This window comes from Streptomyces sp. NPDC040622 (assembly GCF_055593965.1).
In genome coordinates this window covers 46,798-64,592 of the sequence record NZ_JBVIXD010000012.1, presented here as the reverse complement: position 1 = coordinate 64,592, position 17,795 = coordinate 46,798, and the positions used below count along the sequence as shown (strand labels likewise).

At 72.0% G+C, this 17,795-nt stretch carries 12 protein-coding genes and 1 pseudogene; 6 read left to right on the top strand and 7 right to left on the bottom strand.

Annotation, left to right across the window (positions count from 1 at the left end; genetic code table 11):
• Positions 1 to 49 precede the first annotated feature (49 nt).
• The 6 genes from ACZ592_RS31865 to ACZ592_RS31840 all read right to left on the bottom strand — a co-directional run bounded on the left by ACZ592_RS31865 (position 50) and on the right by ACZ592_RS31840 (position 6,684).
• Positions 50 to 1,330: a YncE family protein gene (locus ACZ592_RS31865; protein ID WP_471585158.1), complete on the bottom strand. Its 1,281-nt coding sequence runs from the start codon at positions 1,328 to 1,330 to the stop codon at positions 50 to 52.
• On the bottom strand, positions 1,330 to 2,118 hold the full coding sequence (locus tag ACZ592_RS31860) for a polysaccharide deacetylase family protein (RefSeq protein WP_471585157.1): 789 nt from the start codon (positions 2,116 to 2,118) through the stop codon (positions 1,330 to 1,332). The genes ACZ592_RS31865 and ACZ592_RS31860 overlap by 1 nt, the downstream gene beginning before the upstream one ends.
• Positions 2,119 to 2,499: 381 nt before the next feature.
• Positions 2,500 to 3,108, bottom strand: coding sequence for an ATP-binding protein (locus tag ACZ592_RS31855; RefSeq protein ID WP_471585341.1), 609 nt, complete (start codon positions 3,106 to 3,108; stop codon positions 2,500 to 2,502).
• 168 nt (positions 3,109 to 3,276) lie between these two features.
• Positions 3,277 to 4,044: an enoyl-CoA hydratase/isomerase family protein gene (locus ACZ592_RS31850; RefSeq protein WP_471585156.1), complete on the bottom strand. Its 768-nt coding sequence runs from the start codon at positions 4,042 to 4,044 to the stop codon at positions 3,277 to 3,279.
• 85 nt (positions 4,045 to 4,129) lie between these two features.
• Positions 4,130 to 5,371: a L,D-transpeptidase gene (locus ACZ592_RS31845; protein ID WP_471585155.1), complete on the bottom strand. Its 1,242-nt coding sequence runs from the start codon at positions 5,369 to 5,371 to the stop codon at positions 4,130 to 4,132.
• Positions 5,372 to 5,589: 218 nt separating this feature from the next.
• Positions 5,590 to 6,684, bottom strand: a complete 1,095-nt coding sequence (locus tag ACZ592_RS31840) for a L,D-transpeptidase (protein ID WP_471585154.1) — start codon at positions 6,682 to 6,684, stop codon at positions 5,590 to 5,592.
• Between the two features lie 283 nt (positions 6,685 to 6,967).
• Here ACZ592_RS31840 and glgX point away from each other — a divergent pair, with 283 nt between their 5' ends.
• The 3 genes from glgX (at position 6,968) to ACZ592_RS31825 (ending at position 11,822) form a co-directional block, all read left to right on the top strand.
• Complete coding sequence (gene glgX / locus ACZ592_RS31835) at positions 6,968 to 9,295, top strand: glycogen debranching protein GlgX (RefSeq protein WP_471585153.1); 2,328 nt, start codon at positions 6,968 to 6,970, stop codon at positions 9,293 to 9,295.
• A gap of 59 nt (positions 9,296 to 9,354) precedes the next feature.
• Complete coding sequence (locus tag ACZ592_RS31830; protein WP_471585152.1) at positions 9,355 to 10,293, top strand: LysR family transcriptional regulator; 939 nt, start codon at positions 9,355 to 9,357, stop codon at positions 10,291 to 10,293.
• Between the two features lie 161 nt (positions 10,294 to 10,454).
• On the top strand, positions 10,455 to 11,822 hold the full coding sequence (locus ACZ592_RS31825) for a carbohydrate-binding protein (RefSeq protein ID WP_471585151.1): 1,368 nt from the start codon (positions 10,455 to 10,457) through the stop codon (positions 11,820 to 11,822).
• 4 nt (positions 11,823 to 11,826) lie between these two features.
• Here ACZ592_RS31825 and ACZ592_RS31820 read toward each other — a convergent pair.
• Positions 11,827 to 12,173, bottom strand: a pseudogene (locus ACZ592_RS31820) (LuxR C-terminal-related transcriptional regulator); the annotation flags it as partial.
• 168 nt (positions 12,174 to 12,341) lie between these two features.
• On the opposite strand from ACZ592_RS31820, the gene ACZ592_RS31815 reads away from it, so the two are divergent.
• Genes ACZ592_RS31815 through ACZ592_RS31805 form a run of 3 tightly spaced genes read left to right on the top strand, consistent with a single transcriptional unit; the run spans position 12,342 to position 17,300 of the window.
• Complete coding sequence (locus ACZ592_RS31815) at positions 12,342 to 14,546, top strand: ABC transporter ATP-binding protein (RefSeq protein ID WP_471585150.1); 2,205 nt, start codon at positions 12,342 to 12,344, stop codon at positions 14,544 to 14,546.
• Entirely contained in the window at positions 14,543 to 16,420 is a 1,878-nt protein-coding gene (locus tag ACZ592_RS31810; RefSeq protein WP_471585149.1) for an ABC transporter ATP-binding protein, read from the top strand. The genes ACZ592_RS31815 and ACZ592_RS31810 overlap by 4 nt, the downstream gene beginning before the upstream one ends.
• A 37-nt stretch (positions 16,421 to 16,457) precedes the next feature.
• Positions 16,458 to 17,300, top strand: coding sequence for a PaaI family thioesterase (locus tag ACZ592_RS31805; protein ID WP_471585148.1), 843 nt, complete (start codon positions 16,458 to 16,460; stop codon positions 17,298 to 17,300).
• The last annotated feature ends 495 nt before the right edge of the window (positions 17,301 to 17,795 follow it).

Here is a 17,795-nt window from a genome sequence, read left to right as displayed (position 1 = left end):
CCTTTTCGTGCCCGGTGTCAGCAAGGGCCAACCGTCAACCATCCATCGTTCAACGGAAGATTCCCGTGTGCCCCAGCGAGTAGCGGCCCGGCTGCGGGTAGACCGCGAGGCCGTGCGGGCCCTTGCCGACCGGGATGCGGGCCAGCTGGACACCAGTGCGGGTGTCGATCGCGTACACCTCGGAGTCGTAACGCCCCGACAGCCACAGCGTGTTGCCGTCCGCCGAGACGCCTCCCATGTCGGGGCTGCCGCCCTGCGGGAGCTTCCACTTCTTGGTCAGCCTGTTCTTCGGGAAGTCGAAGACGGAGATGGTGCCCTCGCCCCGGTTGGAGATGTACATCTCCTTGGAGTCGCGGCTGACGTAGAGCCCGTGGCAGCCCTTGCCGGTGGGCAGCAGCTTCGGCGTGGTGAACTTGTCGCCGTCCAGGACCCACATGCCGTGCGCCATCATGTCGGCGATGTAGAAGGTCTTGCCGTCCGGGGACATCTTCACGTCCTGCGGCATGGCTCCCTGGAAGGGGATCTTCTGCTGGCCGACGACCTCCATCTTCTCCGTGTCGACCTTGAGGAGCTCACCGGAGAACTCGCAGGACACGATGAAGTAGCGGCCGTCCATGGAGAAGTCGGCGTGGTTGACGCCCGCGCAGGTGACGGGGACGGTCTTGACGCGGTTCATGGTCTTCGGGTCGCGGAAGACGAGCTCACGGTCCATGGAGGCCATGACGATGGCGTGCTTGCCGTTCGGCGTGAAGTAGAGGTTGTACGGGTCGGAGACCTCGACCGTGCGTCCCGCCTTGCCGGTGACGGGGTCGACGGCGGTGAGGCTGTCCCCGAGGTCGTTGTTGACCCAGAGCGTCTTCATGTCCCAGGACGGGACGACGTGCTGGGGCTGGTCGCCGACCGGGATGGTCTCGACGACCTTGAACGTCCGGGGGTCGATGACCGAGACCGTGTCGGACTCGGTGTTCGGGACGTAGATGCGCGGCAGGAACTTCTTGGCCACGGGCTGCAGCGCGTTGGGCCGGTCGGCGGCGTAGGCGTCCTTGGGGTCCAGGACGGGCGGCATGCCGGGCAGGCCGGGCGCGGCCTCGGGCTTGGCGGGCTTGCGGATGCCTTCGGTGCCGAGCGCTTCGTCGGCGTGCCTGTTCTCGCCCGCGCAGCCCGCGAGGACGGCGAGCGCGGCGCCGACGGCGAGGACCGCCGCGGTGCGTTTGGCGAGGCCCGGCCGGGAGGCCGGACGGGATGCGACGGCGGCGACCGGTGTGGGGTGCGCACCCGAGGCCGCACCGGCCGCGCCCTCGGTGCGGTTCGCGTTCGGTTTCTGGGACATCAGCTCAGCAGCTCCGTGGTCGTGACCGCGCGCAGGCCGCGGCGTTCCAGTTCTTCCAGGACGGCGGGGAGCGCGGCGACCGTGTCCGCGTACCCGAAGTGCAGGCTCACGACGGAGCCCTCGCGGATCTCGCCGGCGACGGTGCGGGTGACGGCCCGGGCGCCCGGCGAGGTGAAGTCGAGGGAGTCGACGTCGTACGAGAGGACGTGCGGGTAGCCCGCGCGGCGGGCGAGGCGCTCGACGAGGGGGGTCGCCGTCGGGGTCCGCGAGGGGCGGAACCAGGTGCCGATGGAGCCGGTGAGGCGGCGCAGCCGGTCGGCGCACCCGGTGATCTCGGCGTAGGCGTCGGCCTCGGACATCTCGTTGATGCCGAGGTGGTGGTGGGTGTGGTTGCCCAGGTCGTGGCCGCCGTCCAGGATGCGGCGCGCCATGTCGGGGTGCTCCTCCAGCCAGCCGCCGACGGCGAGCACGGTCACCTTGGCGCCGGCCTTCTCCGCCTGGGCGAGCAGCGCCTTCGCGATGGCCGGGTCGCCCTGGCCGTGGAAGGTGAGCGCGACCTGAGGGCGGGTGCGGGGGCCGTGGGTGATCTGGGCGGGCAGGCCGGGGAAGCGGCGGGGCGCGGGGGCGGCCGCCGCTGCGGGGGCTTTGGCGTGGGGCGGGGCGGGGGAGCCGGAGGCAGGCGGGCGGGCGCGGGCGGGGCCGGTCGTGGCGCACCCGGCGGTGAGCGCGCCCGCGGCGACCAGGCCGGCGCCCGCGCGCAGGGCTCTACGGCGGTCGGTCTCGATCACCCGACCATTTAATGGGAAAACAATGCAAAAGAGGCTTATTGCCCGCTTCAGGACTCTTGCGGGTCGGAGACCCGGGGTCCGACACCACTCCCCCAAGCCTTGCTTATCGCCTGTCACAGCCTCCGCTTAACCAGCGTTTACCAGGCAGGTGTCCCATCTCACCAAGGATTCACCTCTAAACTGTCACGCATTGCCCCACTATGCACCGATAGGGACTTTTGGCTCACTGACGCCCGTCTGCCATAGTCGGGGGCACGACCCCCATTGACCCGGGCCCAGGTCGTCAGCCGCCGTGGATCACACCCCATAGCTCCACGGCGCTCCGCGAAAGCCCCCATCGAGCCGGACGACGGCCGTCGGGGGCTTTCGCGCGTCCGGGCCTCAGCGGTCGGCGACCCGCATCTCGAACCACGTCGTCTTGCCGCGCGGCAGCAGGTCCACGCCCCACCGGTCGGAGAGCTTGTCGACGAGGAACAGGCCGCGACCGCTCAGGTCCATCTCGTGAACCGGCATCAGGCAGGGCAGCCCTCGCGAGGGGTCACGGACCTCGACGCGGATCCAGCCGCGCCGCCGCTGCATGCGCAGCCCGAAGATGCGGGCGCCGGTGTGCCGCACGGCGTTCCCGACGAGTTCGGAGACGAGGAGGACGACGTCCTCGGTGAGTTTCGGGGAGAGTCCCCAGTGACGCAGGACCACGACCTGGGCGAGGCGGCGCGCGATGGCCGCGGACTCCGGGCGCGAGGGCAGCGGCACCTCCGCGTCCGTGGGATTGCCGAACAACTCCAGCGCCTTGAGCGCGTGTTCGTCCTCGACCGCCGGCGACCAGCGGGCGGCGGTCGCGCCACCCTGCCGCCGCGGCCGTTCATAACCCTCCAGCCCCGCCATGCCACCATCATGGCCGCCCGGAGCGGACTCCGTGGCCGTTCCGGCGGAATAAGCCCCCCGGAACCATCCATTCCGGGGGGCTTGACTGGCATATGCCATTGGCAGACAACAGCGTCGGAAACGACCATGACCTGCGATGACTACCCGCTCACGAGTGATCACACACCGCGCCGGGACCGTCGGGCTTAAGGTTCTGTTAAGCCAGCCATAATGCGCCCCTACGGGGTAAGCACAGACTGACGTGCATTCAACTGATGGCTCGCAAGGGCCAGTTCAGAGGAACTTGGCCTTGCCGGGACCCTCTTCGACGAAGCTCCGCATGCCCCGCTCACGGTCCTCGGTGGCGAACAGGCCCGCGAACCACGTGCGTTCGATGGCGAGCCCCGTGTCGATGTCGGTCTGCAGACCCGCGTCGATGGACTCCTTGGCGGCGCGCAGCGCGATGGCCGGGCCCTGCGCGAGACGGGCGGCCCAGGCATGCGCCTGCTCGTACACCTCGGCGGCGGGCACGACCCGGTCCACCAGGCCGATGGTCAGCGCCTCGTCGGCCTTCACGTGACGGCCGGTGAAGATGAGGTCCTTGGCCTTGGACGGGCCGATCAGACGCGCCAGGCGCTGAGTGCCCCCCGCGCCGGGGATGACACCGAGCAGGATCTCCGGCTGGCCGAGCTTGGCGTTGTCCGCGGCGATGCGGAAGTCGGCGCAGAGCGCCAGTTCGCAACCGCCGCCCAGCGCGTAGCCGTTGACGGCCGCCACGACCGGCTTGGGGATACGGGCCACGGCGGTGAAGGACTCCTGGAGGGCCCCGGAGCGCACGACCATGGCCGCGTGGTCCATGGCCTGCATCTCCTTGATGTCCGCACCCGCGGCGAACACCTTCTCGCCGCCGTAGATCACGACGGCGCGTACGTCGTCGCGCCGCGCCGCCTCCTCGGCGAGCTCCTTGAGGCGGTCCTGGGTGGCGATGTCCAGGGCGTTCATCGGGGGACGGTCGAGCCGGATCGTGCCGACGCCTTCGGCGACTTCGAGGTGTGCAGTCATGACAGGCACGTTAGCGGGGGTTAACGCGGAAGGCCCGGTGCACTTGGTCACAGTGCACCGGGCCTTCGCGGGACGGGGAGGCCGGCTACGCCTTCCACTTCTCCCAGGACATGTTCCAGCCGTTGTAGCCGTTCTCGGGCTGGATCGTCTTGTCGGCCGAGTTCTCCACGACGACCAGGTCGCCGATCATCGAGTTCTCGAAGAACCAGCCGGCGGGCGTCTTCTTGCTGTAGCCGCCGCGCACGTCGCTCAGGCCTATGCAGCCGTGGCTCGCGTTGGTGTTGCCGAAGGCGCCGCCCGACCAGTAGTTGCCGTGGATGAACGTGCCGGAGGTGGACAGGCGCATGGCGTGCGGGACGTCCTTGATGTCGTACTCGCCGCCGAAGCCGACGGTCTCGCCGTTCATCCGGGTCACCTGCAGCTTCTCGCTGATGACCATCTCGCCGTTGTACGTGGTGGTGCCGGGGGCACCCGCGGTGATCGGGATCTTCTTGATCTGCTTGCCGTCGCGGACGACCTTCATCTGGTGCGTCTTGGCGTCGACGGTGGAGACCTGGCTGCGGCCGATGGTGAAGTCCAGGGTCTTGGACTGCTTGCCGTAGACGCCCGGGCGGCCCTCGACGCCGTCGAGGTTGAGCTTGACGGTGACCTTCGTGCCGGCCTTCCAGTACTTCTCCGGGCGGAAGTCCAGGCGGTCGTTGCCGAACCAGTGGCCCTCGACCGGCACGGACGGCTCGGTCTTGATCTCGATGGCCTTCTCGACGGCCTCCGGGTCGGTGATGCCGCGCGTGAAGTTCACCGAGAACGGCATCCCGACGCCGACCTTCGAGCCGTCCTCCGGCGTGAACTGGCCGACGAAGGTGTTCTGCGGGGTCAGCGTCGTGAAGGCGGTGTCCTTGGCGGAGGAGCGGCCGTCGGAGTCCTTGGCCACGGCGTGGACCTTGTACCGCGTGGCGGCCGCGAGGTGGTGGGCGGGCGTCCAACTGGTGCCGCCCCCGGTTATCTTGCCCGGTATCGCGTTTCCCTTGCTGTCCTTGACCTCGACCTCGGAGAGCTTGCCCTTGTCGGCGCCTATCTTGAGGGCGCCGCTGGTGGCCACCGACTTCGCGCCATCCTTGGGGGCGATCGTCACGACGGCGGCCGAGGGGGCGTTCTTGTCCGCCGAGCCCTTGCCGTCGCCTTCGCCGCCCGAGTCCGAGCCGCCTCCGCATGCCGCGACGAACAGCAGTGTCGCCCCCGACACCACCGCCGTCAGTCCCCTGGCGCCCCGCCGTCGCACGCGCTGCCGCGCGCCGACCGACGTCCCCGATATCGGTCGCCCGTTCAAGATGTCGTCTCCCCTCGCACGGCCCGGTCCAGGCCCGCACCCCAGTACACCTGCGCGTTTGAGACACGCGCCAGCGATAGATAACCACACGGTTCCCGGCGATGACTCCCCCGCCAATGTCACCGTTCCGTTCCAACTGCCCAGGGGTGCGGGCAGACCATGATCACCTGGTGGCCGTGAGCCGGTCACCCGGCGATCACCCGGCGATCACCGGGGGATCAGCCGTTCTTCAGCCAGTCCTTCCACTCCATGTTCCAGCCCCCGAGGCCGTTGTCAGGAGCGACTTCCTTGTCATTGCTGTTGATCACCTCGACGACGTCCCCGAGCAGGCTCCGGTCGAAGAACCAGCCCGCGGGCGTCTGCGAGCTGCCGCCCTTCACGTCGCGCAGGCCCACGCAGCCATGGCTGACATTCGTGTTGCCGGGGGCGTCCGGCGACCAGTAGTTGCCGTGCAGGAACGTGCCCGAGGTGGTCAGGCGCATGGCGTGCGGCACGTCGGGGATGTCGTACTCGCCGCCGAAGCCGACGGTGCGGCTGTTCATGCGGGTCACCTCCAGCATCTCGGTGACCACCATCTTCCCGTTGTACGTGGTGGTCTTGGGGGCGCCCGCGGTGATCGGCACGGTGGAGATCACCTCGCCGTCCCTGCGGACCTCCATGGTGTGCGCCTCGGCGTCGACCAGGGACTCCTGGCTACGGCCGACCGTGAAGGTGAAGCTCTTGTCCTGGAGCCCGTAGACGCCGGGGGCGGCCTGGACGTCGCGCAGCCGCAGGCCGACGGTGACCTTGGTGCCGGGCTTCCAGTACTTCTCGGGGCGGAAGTCGACGCGGCTCTTGCCGAACCAGTGCGGGCGGATGTCGACGGAGGGGTTCGCGGTGACGTGGATGGCGCGCTGGACGGCCTTCCGGTTCTCGATCTCCCGGTTGAACTCCAGGGAGACGATCATGCCGGTGCCGACCGTGGCGCGGTTCTCCGGCGTCACGTACCCGATGAAGCGTTCGTCGGGCACGTACGTGCGGAAGGTGGTGTGCCGGGCCGAGCGGCGGCCGTGGCCGTCCAGGGCGACGGCGTCGACCTTGTATCCGGCGGCGAGCGCCAGCGGTCCCTCGTCCAGCGGCCGCCAGGACATGCCGTCCTCGTCGATGCGGCCCGGCACCTCGAACTCCTGCGCGTCCTGCGTCCGGACCACCTTGACGGACTCCAGGCGGCCGTCCGGGACCTTGACCTCGATGCGTTCGTCCGCCTTGATCCCCTTGCTCTCGTCCGCGGGCGACACCCGGATCGCGTCCGCGGGCGAGCGCGGCTTCCCCATGAATCCGTCGAACCCCCCGGAGGAGCAGCCCGTCACCCCCGCCAGCAGGCCCGCCCATGTCACTACCGCGGCCAGCACGGCCCCTGCGCGCCGTGCGCGCCTCGCATCCAGTCTCACGTGGGACCCAACGACCGTCCCCCTGCCGGGGAAACGTGAGTGCGACGCACCCGGTGGGCAGAACAGTGGGGAGGACAGTGGGGAGGACGACGCAGGGGGAGCCGCGGCCGGGATGCCGCACGCCCTTCTTCGCGCGTCGACCGACCGAGCCGCGGGAGGCTGACAGGTGTCGAGCGCACCCGAGCAGGGGACAGTGCGAAAGGCGCGGGCGATGGGGAGCGGCACGGCCCGGCGGCCTGCCCCGACGGTGAACGGGAAGGGCAGGGCGGCGCCGGGGCCCGCGCCGGCGCGGGCCGTGTGGCCCGGCACGCCGACCCCGCTCGGTGCCCGCTTCCGGGTGGGGCCCGACGGCGTGGCGGGGACCAACTTCGCGCTGTGGGCGGGCGGGGCGGAGGCGGTGGAGCTGTGTCTCTTCGACACGGTGGGCGCCAGGGTCGTCGAGACGCGGTGCGCGCTGAGCGAGCTGACGCACGAGATCTGGCACGGCTTCGTGCCGGGTGTGCGCCCCGGGCAGCGGTACGGCTACCGGGTGCACGGCCGCTGGGATCCCTGGACGGGCGCCCGGTGGAACCCGGCGAAGCTGCTTCTCGATCCGTACGCGCGCGCGGTGGACGCCGGTGCGGGCAACGACTACGGCCGGCTGCCGGGCGAGGTGTACGGGCACGTGCGCGACTGGCCCCAGCAGCACGTGGCGGACACGGTCCGCGACGAGCGGGACTCGGCGCCGTACGTCCCCAAGGGCGTCGTCGTGCACGACGACGCGCCCGACGACGAGTGGACGCACGACCGGCGGCCCAAGACGCCGTGGGCGGACTCGGTCATCTACGAGCTGCACGTGCGGGGTTTCACCAAACTGCACCCGGGGGTGCCCGAGCGGCTGCGCGGCACGTACGCGGGCCTCGCGCACCCGGCCGCGCTCGACCACCTCGTGCGCCTGGGGGTGACGGCGGTCGAGCTGCTGCCGGTGCACCAGTTCGCGCACGAGGACCACTTGCTGAGCCGGGGCCTGAAGAACTACTGGGGCTACAACTCGATCGGCTACTTCGCCCCGCACGCGGCGTACGCGGCGTCCGGCACCCGCGGCGAGCAGGTCGGCGAGTTCCGGCGGATGGTGCGGGCGCTGCACGAGGCCGGCATCGAGGTCATCCTCGACGTCGTCTACAACCACACGGCGGAGGCCGGTGAGCTCGGCCCGATGCTGTCCCTGAAGGGCATCGACAACCGCGGCTACTACCGGCTGCAGCAGAACGACGCGCGGCGGTACGCGGACTACACGGGGTGCGGGAACACGCTGCAGGTGGTCCAGCCGCACGTGCTGCGGCTGATCACGGACTCCCTGCGGTACTGGGTGACGGAGATGGGCGTGGACGGCTTCCGCTTCGACCTCGCGGCGGCGCTCGCCCGCTCCTTCCACGACGTCGACATGCTCTCGCCGTTCCTGGCGGTGATCGCGCAGGACCCGGTGCTGCGGCGCGTGAAGCTGATCGCCGAGCCGTGGGACGTGGGGTCCGGGGGCTATCAGGTGGGGGCGTTCCCGCCGCTGTGGACGGAGTGGAACGACCGCTACCGGGGTGCGGTGCGGGACTTCTGGCGCGGCGCGCTGCCCGACGTGCGCGATCTGGGGTACCGGCTCTCGGGGTCGAGCGACCTGTACGCGTGGGGCGGGCGCAGGCCGTACGCGTCGGTGAACTTCGTGACGGCGCACGACGGGTTCACGCTGCGGGACCTGGTCAGTTACGAGCGCAAGCACAACGAGGACAACGGCGAGGGCAACCGGGACGGCTCCGACGACAACCGGTCCTGGAACTGCGGCACCGAGGGCGAGACGGCCGACGCGGACATCGCGTCGCTGCGCCGCCGCCAGCTGCGCAACCTCATGACGACGCTGCTGCTCTCCACCGGGGTGCCGATGCTGGTCGCGGGCGACGAGATGGGGCGTACGCAGGGCGGCTCCAACAACGCCTACTGTCAGGACAACGAGATCAGCTGGGTCGACTGGGGGCTGCGCGAGGAGCCGGGGTGGCGGGAGCTGTTCGCGCTCACCGCGCGCCTGATCGAGCTGAGGCACCGTCACCCGGTGCTGCGCAGACGGGCGTTCTTCTCCGGCCGCGCGCACTCGGCGGACGGGCTGCGGGACCTTGCGTGGTTCACGGCGAGCGGCGTGGAGATGGTGGAGGCCGACTGGTACGCCCCCACGGCGACGCTCGGCATGTATCTGTCGGGACGCGACATCCCCGGCCGTGACGAGCGGGGCGCGCCGATCCTCGACGACAGCTTCCTCGCGGTGCTGCACGCGGCGGACGAGGCCACGGCGTTCGTGCTGCCGGGCCCGCCGTGGGCCGAGGCCTACGAGGTGGTGGTGGACACGTCCCTCGAGGACCAGAGCGGGCCGCCCTGCGCGGTGCACCGGGCGGGTGACGCGGTGCCGGTGGCGGGCCGGTCGGTGCTGCTGCTGCGGGTGAGCGGCGGCCGGGGACCCGGTGGGCCCGGATGATCAGTTCTGGTCCGGACCTGAGTCTTGCCCCGGCCCCGGGGTGACCCCAAGCTCACCTCATGGACCTGGAGTTGCGGCACCTGAAGACGATCAGGGCGATCGCCGACGCGGGCAGCCTGACCAAGGCCGCCACCGCGCTCGGGCTCGCTCAGCCCGCGCTCAGCGCGCAGTTGAAGCGCATCGAGCGGGCGTTGGGCGGCGAGCTGTTCGAGCGGGGGCGGCACGGCGTGCGGGCCACCGCGCTCGGGGAGTTCGTGCTGGCGCGGGCCAGGGTCGTACTGCCGGCGGTGAGCGGGCTGCGGGAGGAGGCGCAGCGGTTCGCGCAGGCCTGGGAGGGCGGTACGGGGTTCCGGCTCGGCGGCATCCACGGGCCGCTGCTCGGCGCCCTGGTGGACCGGCTCGCCGCCGCGTACCCGGGGGTGTCCGTGACGACCCACACCTCCTGGTCCGAGCGGGAGATCGCCGCGCGCACGGCGGCGGGGCGCCTCGATTTCGCGCTGGTGGGCACGTGCGGGGCGAGCACGCCGCCGGAGAGCGAGCTGCTCGTGTGGCGTGAGGTGGCCCGCGACCCCGTCTTCGTGATGCTGCCCACCGGCCATCCGCTGGCCGACGCGCAGGAGATCGACCTGGCGCGCCTCGCGGACGAGGCGTGGACGGACGTGCCGGGCGACGGGTGTTTCGCGGACTGCTTCTCCGCGGCCTGCGCGCGGGCGGGGTTCACGCCGACGCGGGTGTACGAGACGGACGTCGCCTCGTGCGTCCATCTGGTGCAGGTGGGACGGGCGGTGGGGCTCTGCCGGGCGACGTTCCCGCCGACGCCCGGCCTGGTGACCCGGCCGCTCGCGGGGGCGCCGCTGTACTGGCGGCACCTGCTCGGCTGGCATCCGGCGGCGCCCGCCCACGACACCGCGGCCGCCGTCTTCGCACAGGCCCGCGCCGCCCACGCCGAGGCCGCGACACGCAGCGAGAGCTACACGGCGTGGCTCTCGGCGCCCTGAGCGGCGCCGGCGCGACACCTCGGCGGCGGCTCCACGGCGCCGGGGCCGGCGGGTTCCATAACGCCGGGGACGGGGGTCGACTGACAGCTGCTGACGGGCAGTTGAGGCTTCTACGGTATGGGCGATCCCCGCTCGTCCCCGGCAGCCCGAGGAGACCTCGTATGCTCCCCACCCATCACAGACGCCTCGCCGCGGCGTGTGCCGCGGTCGCCGCGGCCGGCACCCTGGTCCTCGCCGGACTGCCCGGTGCCGCATCCGCACAGACCGATCCCGCCTCCCCGTCCCTCTCCCCCGCCGAGAGCGCCGCCGTCGACAAGACTTCTCCCGGAGTCTTGAAGGCCATGCAGCGCGATCTCGGCCTCACGGCGGCGCAGGCCGAGGCCCGTCTGGTCAACGAGGCCGAGGCCGGCGCCGTCGCGGGAGCCCTGCGCAACGCGCTCGGCCGCGACTTCGCGGGTGCCTGGGTGCACGGCACCACGTCCGCGAAGCTGACCGTCGCCACCACCGACGCCGCCGACGTCCCCGCGATCGAGGCGCGGGGCGCGCGGGCCGACGTCGTCGAGCACTCCCTCACCCGACTGGACGCGGCCAAGGCGGCGCTGGACAAGGCGGCCCGCAAGACGGCGACGCGTGACGCGCCCGTCTGGTACGTCGACGTGCGCTCCAACCGGATCGTCGTGCGGGCCGTGCGCACCGCGGCGGCCGCGTCCCTGGTCTCCGCGGCGGGCCTGGACTCCTCCCTCGTACGCGTCCGGAAGAGCGCGGAGCGGCCGAGGCCGCTGTACGACCTCGTGGGCGGCGAGGCGTACTACATGGGCGGCCGCTGCTCCATCGGCTTCCCGATCACCAAGGGCACCCAGCAGGGCTTCGCCACGGCGGGCCACTGCGGGCGCGCGGGCACCGCGACCAGCGGCTACAACCAGGTGGCCCAGGGCACGTTCCAGGCGTCCATCTTCCCCGGCAGGGACATGGCCTGGGTCGCCACCAACTCCCAGTGGACCGCCACCCCGTACGTGAAGGGCCAGGGCGGGCAGCGGATCGGCGTCGGGGGCTCCACGCAGTCCCCGGTGGGTGCGTCGATCTGTCGCTCCGGCTCCACTACGGGGTGGCACTGCGGCACGATCTCGCAGCACAACACCAGCGTCACCTACCCCGAGGGCACCATCAGCGGGGTGACCAGGACGACGGTCTGCGCCGAGCCCGGCGACTCGGGCGGCTCCTACATCTCGGGGAGCCAGGCACAGGGGGTCACCTCGGGCGGTTCGGGCGACTGCTCCAGCGGCGGTACGACCTTCCACCAGCCGATCAACCCGCTGCTCCAGCAGTTCGCCCTGACGCTGAAGACCACGGGCGGCGGCGACCCGGGCCCGGGTGACCCCGAGCCGGGCGGCACGTGGGCCGCGGGCAAGGTGTACGCGGCGGGCGACTCGGTCACCTACGGCGGCTCGACCTACCGGTGCCTGCAGGGGCACCAGGCGCAGCCGGGCTGGGAGCCGCCGAACGTGCCGGCGCTCTGGCAGCAGGCCTAGGACGTCAGCCGAGGATGCCTCGGCTGTACGCCGTCGCGACGGCCGCGGCCCGGTCCTTGACGCCCGACTTGCCGTAGAGGTGGGTGAGATGCGTCGTGACCGTGGCCTCGCCGGTGAAGAGGCCGACGGCGATCGCACGGTTCACGTGCCCTCGGCGACGAGCGCGAGCACTTCCCTCTCACGGGTGCTCAGCGGTTCGTTGCCGGGGGCACGCACGCGTGAGACGAGCCGGGGGGCGACGACGGGCGACAGGACTGTGCGGCCCTCGGCGGCGGCCCGGACCGCGGTGAACAGTTCCTCGCGCGGGGCGTCCTTGAGGAGGTAGCCCGTCGCGCCCGCCTCGATCGGGGGGATCGGGGGGATCGGGGGGATCGGTGAGATCGCGGGGACGCCGCTGCCGCCGGGCGTGCGCAGGTCCATCAGGACGACGTCCGGGCGCCATGACCGCGCCACGACCGCACTCTGCCGAGCGGAAAACTCGGTGGGCTCTGTCAGTGGCGATCCGTAGGCTCGCTCCTGATGCCGAAATCAGATGCCCCTGCCAAGGATCGGTCCACCGTACGGACACTGCTGCGACTCTGGCCGTACGTGCGCCCGGTCCGGACTCGCCTGATCACCGCGGCAATTGTCGCGATCGTCGCCTCCTGTACGGGGCTCGTGTTCCCCCTCGTACTGAAGTGGATGGTGGACGGTCCGGTGGCCGACCGGGACCCGACCGGGGTGTGGCTGGGGGCGCTGCTGCTGCTTCTGCTCGGCGTCGCGGAAGCGCTCCTCTTCGGGCTGCGGCGGTGGCTGGTCGCCCGGCCCCTCGCGAGCGTCGAGGCGTCGATGCGGGCGGACCTCTACCGCCACCTGCAGCGGCTCCCGGTGGCGTTCCACGACCGGTGGGCATCGGGGCAGTTGCTCTCGCGCGGCACCACGGATCTGATGCTGCTGCGCATGTTCCTCGCCTTCCCGCTGACGTTCCTGCTGGTCAACGGCGCGACGATCCTGGTCGGCGTGATCATCCTGCTCGGCCAGGACTTCACGCTCGGCCTCGTGCTGTTGGCGCCCGTGGCGCCGATGGTGCTCGTCCTCGCGTACTACGAGGGCCGGTACACCGCCGTGGCGCGGCGCGCGCAGGACCAGGTCGGTGACCTGACGACCGTCGTCGAGGAGAGCGTGCTCGGCATCCGCATCATCAAGGGGTTCGGGCGCCACCGCAGCCAGGCGCGGGCGTTCCGCGAGCTGTCACGCACGCTGCGCGGCACCGAGATGGTAAAGGCGAGGATCCTCGCCGCGATCTACGCCGTGATCATGGCGCTCCCCGAGGCCGCGATCGGGGCGGCGCTGGTGCTCGGCACGGTGCGGGTCGCGGACGGCGGCCTGTCGGCGGGCACCCTCGTCGCCTTCCTGTCGACGGCGCTCGCGCTGCGCTGGCCGGTGGAGTCGATCGGCTTCCTGATCGCGATGAGCCAGGAGTCGGCGACGGCCACGGAACGGTACTTCGAGGTGATGGACGCGGAGCCGGAGGAGGGGGCGGTCGCGGCCGCCGCTGCCCCGGTCTCCGGTGCCGTCTCCGCCTCGGCCTCCGCCTCTGCGCCTGCGCCTGCCTCTGCGTCCGCTTCCGCCTCTGCCTCGGTTCCCGCCCCCGGCAAGGGCTTCGACGGTTCCGGTGGACTCCGTTTCGACGGCGTGGAGTTCAGATACCCCGACGCGCCGGCGGACGCGCCCCCGGTCCTCGACCGGATCGACCTCCACGTGCGGCACGGCGAGACCATGGCGATCGTCGGCACGACCGGCAGCGGCAAGACGACGCTCACCGCGCTCGTGCCGAGGCTGCACGAGACGACCGGCGGCCGCATCACGCTGGACGGCGAGGACATCACGGCGATGGACCGTGAGCGGCTGCGCACGCTCGTGGCCGTCGCCTTCGAGGAGCCGACGCTGTTCTCCGCGACCGTCGGCGAGAACGTCCTGATGGGCGCGGAGGAGACCGCGGGCGACGACGAGCTGCGCCGCGCGCTCGACGTCGCGCAGGCCGACTTCGCGCACGCCCTGCCGCAGGGCACCGGCACCCAGGTCGGCGAGCAGGGCCTGAGCCTCTCGGGCGGCCAGCGCCAACGCCTCGCCCTGGCCCGCGCGGTGGTGGGCCGGCCCCGCTTCCTGGTCCTGGACGACCCGCTGTCCGCCCTCGACGTCCACACGGAGGCGCTGGTGGAGGCCGCGCTGCGCCGGGTCCTCGCGGACACGACCGCGCTGATCGTCGCCCACCGCCCCTCGACGGTCCTGCTCGCCGACCGGGTCGCGCTGCTCTCGGGCGGCCGCGTCGCCGCGGTGGGCACGCACCAGGAACTGCTGCGGGAGAACGCGGAGTACGCCTGGCTGATGTCCGGCGCGGAGGCGGTGCGCCCGGACGGGGACGCCGACGACGGTCTCTCGGAGGGCGAGGACCACGGCAACCGCCCGGCCTCCGGCCCACGTTCCGACTCCGACTCCGGCTCCGGCTCCGGCAACGACTCCGGCAACGACTCCCGCACCAGCACCGGCACCGGCACCGACGAAAGGCGCGCGGACGACGACTCGGACCGCGTCACCGGCCCCACCGGCGGCCACCAGCACGCCCAAGGCAGCCGCCAGGACGCCGACGCCGGCTCCGGCAGGAGCCATCCGCACCCCGATGCCCCGCACCCCGATGCCCCCCACTCGACCACCGGCCACCCCGCCGAGGAGGCTGCCCGATGACCTCGTCGGCATCCGTACGTGAGAAATCCGCCGAATCCGAAGAGCCGGAGCTGCCCGGCGGGCCGGCCGCGCCCGACGACCCCTTCGACAAGGACGAGCTGCCCACGGCCCCGGGGGCGACCCGCGCGCTGCTGCGTTCGCTGCTCTCCCCGCTGCGCGGCCGCGTCACGCTCGCCGCCGTGCTGCTCCTCGTGCAGCAGGCCGTCGTGCAGGCCGGGCCGCTGCTCGTCGCGTACGCCATCGACAGCGGCGTACCCGCCGTGCGCGCCGACGACTACGGCCCGCTGATCGCCGTCGGCGTGGGCTACCTGTGCTGCGCGGCCGCGTCGGGCGCGCTGCAGTACGCGTTCATCATCGCCTCCGCCCGCGTCAGCCAGGACGTACTGCTGGATCTGCGCGGCCGCATCTTCCGGCACGCGCAGGCGCTCAGCGTCGACTTCCACGAGCGGTACACCTCGGGACGGCTCATCTCCCGCTCCACCACCGACGTCGAGTCGCTGCGCGAACTGCTCAACGAGGGGCTCCAGGAGCTCATGACGGTGCTGCTGTCCTTCGTCTACATCTCGGTGATGCTGCTCTGGCTCGACCTGAGCCTCGGCGCGGTGGCGGTGGCCTCGTTCGTGCCGCTCTACCTCCTCGTACGCAGCTACCAGCGGCGCGCGGGCGCTCTGTTCCGCGACCGCTCGACCGCCATCGCCGCGGTCATCGTGAAGTTCGCGGAGACCATGAACGGCATCCGGCCGGTGCGGGCCTTCCGCAGGGAGCGGAGCAACGACGCGGAGTTCGGCGTGCTCAACCGCCGGCACGAGCGGACCAACGGCGCCGCGATGCTGGAGATGGCCCGTTACGTGGTCGGCTCGCGGCTCGTCGCCAACACGGCCGTCGCGGGCATCGTCCTGTGGGGCGCGCACCGGGTCGCGGACGGCGGGCTCGCACTCGGCGTGCTGGCCGCCGCCGTGCTGTACCTGCGGCGCCTGTACGACCCGATCGACCGGCTCGGCATGTTCCTCAACTCCTACCAGTCGGCGGCCGCGTCCCTGGAGAAGGTCGCGGGGCTGCTCGCCCAGACGCCGACCGTGCCCGAGCCCGACGCGTCCCTCGCGCGCCCGCTGCCCGCCCTGGCGTCCGAGCACCCGGGCCGCGAAGTGCGGTTCGACGGCGTGCGGTTCGCCTACCGCACCGGCGGCGAGGTGCTGCCCCGCTTCGACCTGACACTGCCCGCGGGGCAGACCGTCGCGGTCGTCGGCTCCACCGGCGCGGGCAAGTCCACGCTGGCCAAGCTGCTCGCCCGCTTCTACGACCCGACGGAGGGCGGTGTCCTCCTGGACGGCGTCGACCTGCGGGAGCTGTCGGGGGCCGAACTGCGGCGCGGGGTCGTGATGGTGACCCAGGAGGCGTTCCTGTTCTCCGGGACCGTCGCCGAGAACATCGCGATCGGCAGGCCCGACGCGACCCGCGAGGAGATCGAGCGCGCCGCCGAGGCCATCGGCGCCCACGACTTCATCATGGCGCTCCCCGACGGGTACGACACCGACGTGCGCAAGCGCGGCGGCCGGATCTCCGCGGGCCAGCGGCAGCTGGTGGCCTTCGCGCGGGCCCTCCTCGCCGACCCGGCGGTGCTGATCCTCGACGAAGCGACCAGCTCCCTTGACATCCCGGGCGAGCGGGCCGTGCAGCGCGCCATGCACACCGTGCTGCGCGGCCGCACGGCCGTGGTGATCGCCCACCGGCTCTCCACGGTGGAGATCGCCGACCGGGTGCTCGTCATGGAGCACGGCCGGATCGTCGAGGACGGCAGCCCCGGCGAACTCGTCGCGGGCAGCGGCTCCTTCGCCGATCTCCACCGGGCCTGGCGGGAGAGTGTGGTGGGCTGAGGACATGGGCGGCACGGACAGGGAGACGGCCCTACCGATGGACAGGACCGTGAACATGGACATGGACATGGACATGGACATGGACATGGACACGGACACGGAACTGCGGGCAGGCGGGGCGGACGCGGGCGAGATCCTCACCGTCCCGCCGTCCTGCCAGGGGTACCCGGGCGTGGCCTTCGGCGGATACGTCGCCGGGCTGCTCGCCGCACGCGCGGGGGCCGGGACGGTACGGGTGGACTTCCGGGCCCCGACCCCGGTGGACGCGGCCGTCCGCCTGGCCGAACTCGCGCGCGGGGGCGCCCGGTTGACGGACTCCGCGGGCACGGTGCTCGCGACGGCGACGCCCGCTCCCGCCGTGGCCGCGGCCGGCGTGCCAAAGGTGCCGTCCCTCGCGCAGGCCGTGGCGGCGACCGAGGCCTTCCTCGCCGCCGGCCTCACGGGTCTCGCCGAGGACGGCGCCTCGGTCGACTGCTTCGGCTGCGGGACACGGCCGCCGGACCAGGGGCTGCGCCAGCACTGCATGCGGGTGCCCGGCCGTGACGTGGTGGCGACGGCCTGGACACCGCACCCCGCGTTCGCCGACGGGCAGGGCCTGTTGCGGGACGAGGTGCTCTGGGCGGCCCTCGACTGCCCGACGGCCTGGGCGGGCGTCCACGTCGGCTCCCTGCGCCCCGGCGCGGTGACGGCCTCCCTGACCGCGACGCTGCTGCGTCCCGTACGCACCGGTGAGGAGCACATCACGTACGCCTGGCCGACGGCGCAGGCGGGCCGCAAGCACACGATGGGCGTGGCGGTGGCCACGGCGCGGGGCGAACTGTGCGCGGTTGGCAAGGCGTTGTGGATCGATCCGCGGGCGCGGAAAACCGGCCGGGAGTGAGACGACCCCCGCCTCCTTCTCCTCCTTTCCGCCCCGTCCGGTCGCGAGATCCCCGCACACCCCACACCGCACAGGACTGGACCACCGGCGAAATACAGCCACACCTCGCCGATCACGGTGCCGCGTACCGCTTTCGAACAGCGTGGCGTACGGCGTCCTCACGTGCGGTCGGCCCGTGGGCGCGCCGGGCCGTACCGGAGTGGCGAACCCCCTGGCAAAGGGGGCGGAAAGCCTCGACACAGCACCGCCGCGCGGCACCGGACCGGGCCCGCGCCCGCCGCCCGCGCGGGGCCCTGCGCACCCTCGGCCGAGGCCCCCGGCCCCGACTCCGCATACCGAACGCGCGCCACCGACCAACGGACTGAATCCGGCCAACTACTGATGCGCACCTGACAACAGTGGTCCTCCGGTGCCACTCTTCCCCTCGACCGCCGCACGGCTTTCAACAACGCGGCGGTTTCTCTCACGCAATGCCCGTGCAACGCCTTGTGTGCA

Excerpts from the sequence above, each read along its gene's own strand:
- ACZ592_RS31865 (WP_471585158.1), bottom strand. The coding sequence starts at position 1,330 with ATGTCCCAGAAACCGAACGCGAACCGCACCGAGGGCGCGGCCGGTGCG.
- ACZ592_RS31850 (WP_471585156.1), bottom strand. The coding sequence starts at position 4,044 with ATGACTGCACACCTCGAAGTCGCCGAAGGCGTCGGCACGATCCGGCTC.
- ACZ592_RS31840 (WP_471585154.1), bottom strand. The coding sequence starts at position 6,684 with ATGGGGAAGCCGCGCTCGCCCGCGGACGCGATCCGGGTGTCGCCCGCG.
- ACZ592_RS31830 (WP_471585152.1), top strand. The coding sequence starts at position 9,355 with ATGGACCTGGAGTTGCGGCACCTGAAGACGATCAGGGCGATCGCCGAC.
- ACZ592_RS31825 (WP_471585151.1), top strand. The coding sequence starts at position 10,455 with ATGCTCCCCACCCATCACAGACGCCTCGCCGCGGCGTGTGCCGCGGTC.
- ACZ592_RS31815 (WP_471585150.1), top strand. The coding sequence starts at position 12,342 with ATGCCGAAATCAGATGCCCCTGCCAAGGATCGGTCCACCGTACGGACA.
- ACZ592_RS31810 (WP_471585149.1), top strand. The coding sequence starts at position 14,543 with ATGACCTCGTCGGCATCCGTACGTGAGAAATCCGCCGAATCCGAAGAG.
- ACZ592_RS31805 (WP_471585148.1), top strand. The coding sequence starts at position 16,458 with ATGGACAGGACCGTGAACATGGACATGGACATGGACATGGACATGGAC.